The sequence below is a fragment of the Desulfobulbus elongatus DSM 2908 genome (genome assembly GCF_000621145.1).
GTDB lineage: Bacteria > Desulfobacterota > Desulfobulbia > Desulfobulbales > Desulfobulbaceae > Desulfobulbus > Desulfobulbus elongatus.
The window spans coordinates 1-2816 of sequence record NZ_JHZB01000074.1; the positions used below are offsets into that span (position 1 = coordinate 1).

The window sequence follows — 2816 nt, forward strand, 5'->3', positions numbered from 1 at the left end:
TCCTTGTTGTGAAATGATAAAATCAATTTACCGCACATGGGGATTGGGGCAATAGGTTTTACAGGGTTACGGGGTTTTTCAACGGGCTGTTAAAATCGACATCATTCCATGTCAATCCGTTTATTTCCCGTGACCTGCCCAGGGTCTCTCTGAGGCACCATAAATAGTCCTGTTGCTCAGCTGTAGCCACCTCGAAAACCTTGTTGATCTCCTCCTGTGTTGGGATCCGCTTGCTCTTTTTTTCTATCCGCATCATTGCGACATTGGCAGCGGGATTACTGGTTAGGATTTCATTTTTAACCCCCCAGTTAAACAACGCCTTTAAGTGGCGAAGCTCCTTGTTGGCCGTTTCGTTTGATACCTTGCTTCGTTCATTTCGCAAATCGGTTATCATTTCTCTGGTTACCTGCGAACAGGTCAGATCCTTCCAACGGCTAACCCATCGCCTGGCATGGTACACAGTATCCATGTAGTGTTCAACAGATAGCCGTTGTTTGACCTCATCAAGCCGTTTGTTTACCAGGGCCAAAAAGGGCATGTCTGTTGGAGTCGGCGTCATCAAGTATTTGCGTTGTTCCTCTTCCGCTTGCTTGGCTTCTCTCTTGGTTTGAAACCATGCCTTGGTGTATCTCTGGCCTTTCAGCATGAAGTCGTACCGCCACCCCTTCTTCTCGACAAAATAGACGCTCATACATCACCTCTCGTGGGGGGAAGAACATTCTTCCCCCAATCTTGGCCCCGCCCAATTCTCTGTAATGCTTGCTGACCCATGCAAGGCTTTGTGAAAAGAGTTCCGCTATGTCAGCAGGCTTCAATGGTTTCTCGTCATGCATGCAAATCCCCCTGGTAGTCAGTTGGAGGATATGGGCTTGGGTAGAGATGGGAAGAAGGGTGATCTGGTTTAAGCCTATGAACAGGCGATACTGTTTCGTAGACTTCGCGTTTTTTCTTGTCGATCCGGCGGTAGAATTCCTCTTCATCCGTCACAAAGAGGGCAAGCATGTCCTCTTCAATGATATGCTTGCCGATGTTGATGATATGATCGATATCCTGCGTGCTGATGTTGTGAAAAGCGGCCAAGGTCATTCCCAGGCCAAGGAATTGTTTTCTGAGGGCGATGTAATCTTTCTTCGGACGTGGCTTCTCTTTGGCTCGGTCTGTGTCTCCTTCCCATGGAATCACAGAAATGAAATTCCAGAAGTCGGAATTTTCCGCTCTTGATTGGTGGTTGTTGCCACTATCAACGGGTTCCAGGCAATGCCGAACCCATGAATGGGTGCAATACCGCCAGATGGCACTGAGCGAATCGCAAAGGTCTTCGTAGGAATCAATTCCCTTGTTCGTCTCAGCATTTTTGATATTTTTCAGAATCTCTCGGCGAAGTTGGAATTCCAATCTGGTGACAGGCTGTTCGTCGTATTTTTCGACGCCCCAGGAATCCGTAAAGGTCGCCTGTTTGGCGGCAGAATAGCGAAGTTCCAGAACCTTGTCGTAAATTCTCATCATCATATCACCCTTACCTACCGAAAAGGTTTCAAGCTGCCGGGGTGATTCGACCGATGCAAATTTGTGTGATTTTGTGATCCAGTATCGCTTGTCTCGAATATTGAGAGATTCGATGTGAGTGCCGATTAAATCGACAGCCAGGTGAACTTCGGAAACCTGGTTTTTGATGATCTTGCCATCGAGAACTTCAATCCATCGGGTAAAATTGTAAAAGATATCCTCGAATCCGGGAGACCAGCAGGATTCAGACCCGATTTCAAGCATCATATTGGGAACATTGCCTTCGCAGGTTCGTTTATTGATAAGAAGAAATAGGTCGCCAGCGGTAAGGCGAAAGTTGAAAATCCGTGTTCCGGTTCGCTGGACGTTCCAGAGAAATCCACCTGGATTTTGGAAAGGCTGTTCCTGCAAATCCGTTGTGTCTTGAAGGGATTGTTTTATTGCATCTATTTCATCCAAAAAGATCGAATTTTTCCAATCAACCCAGAAGCAGATTTTCAATTTATCGAGATTTTTGGCTAGTGTTGGGGGGAATGTTATACCGGCTTTCCCCCCAACTTCTGCGGTCTGCTTGACTTTCTGTGCCTTCTTGTCTACATTCATAATGCCTCCATTAAGGATTGAGGTTGAGCCCTCTAACTGGTGAATCCGCCAAGATAGCAGCCAGTCAGGGGGCTTTTTCTTTTACTACTTCTCTTCTGTTCCTTTGTTTTCTTCGTCATCTAGCATCTGCCGAAAGTCGCCAAGCTGAGAAGTGGCATCAGTAGCCATTTTGCTCAAGGTCTTAAGGGCTTGAGCCTTCTGTTGATTCTTTGCCTGTTTCACTGCCTCGGAAATTTGCATGATGTGAGGTTTTGAAGATTCGAGGAGCTCGACAACAAATGTTGCCGCAGGTGTCCCGGTTTCTTTGGATAGCTCCATCAAAATAGAATGAAGATCATCGCTTAAAGAAAGAATCATTCTGTGGCGTCCCATGTTCACTCCCTGTGTTGGTTGACCAGGATGCTTATATCCAGTGGATAGCAAATCTATATCCTTGGGATATAACCACGTCAAGAAGTTTTTTGGGCACCGCACCATTTTCCTGAAAGCCGGCTCGTGGCCTTCCGACGTCGCTACGCTCGTCGGCGGGGAGCTTTCGCCCCCCTGGTGGCCTGCGGCGCCGGCCATGAAGATGGGGAATAAAGCCTCGTAACGATCCTGTAGCACATCAAAACGGGAGTATCCGATAGTTATGCGTTAAAAGCGCCCAATTCAGATCGGTATGAAATGATATAAAAACAGCGTGTTGGAGCAGAAAATGCTATAAA

The 2816-nt window shown here is 46.9% G+C and carries 3 protein-coding genes; all 3 read right to left on the minus strand.

The features are described from left to right. Positions 1–58 precede the first annotated feature (58 nt). The 3 genes from Q362_RS21625 to Q362_RS0117530 all read right to left on the minus strand — a co-directional run bounded on the left by Q362_RS21625 (position 59) and on the right by Q362_RS0117530 (position 2481). Entirely contained in the window at positions 59–691 is a 633-nt protein-coding gene (locus Q362_RS21625; protein ID WP_051554472.1) for a tyrosine-type recombinase/integrase, read from the minus strand. 134 nt (positions 692–825) lie between these two features. After that, positions 826–2109 (minus strand): hypothetical protein, encoded by a 1284-nt coding sequence (locus Q362_RS0117525; protein ID WP_028319677.1) that lies wholly within the window; start codon positions 2107–2109, stop codon positions 826–828. Positions 2110–2193: 84 nt separating this feature from the next. Further along, positions 2194–2481: a hypothetical protein gene (locus Q362_RS0117530; protein WP_028319678.1), complete on the minus strand. Its 288-nt coding sequence runs from the start codon at positions 2479–2481 to the stop codon at positions 2194–2196. Between the last annotated feature and the right edge of the window lie 335 nt (positions 2482–2816).

Bases quoted from the DNA above. Each gene is read 5' to 3' on its own strand.
- Q362_RS0117530 (WP_028319678.1), bottom strand. From the start codon at position 2,481: ATGGGACGCCACAGAATGATTCTTTCTTTAAGCGATGATCTTCATTCT.
- Q362_RS21625 (WP_051554472.1), bottom strand. From the start codon at position 691: ATGAGCGTCTATTTTGTCGAGAAGAAGGGGTGGCGGTACGACTTCATG.
- Q362_RS0117525 (WP_028319677.1), bottom strand. From the start codon at position 2,109: ATGAATGTAGACAAGAAGGCACAGAAAGTCAAGCAGACCGCAGAAGTT.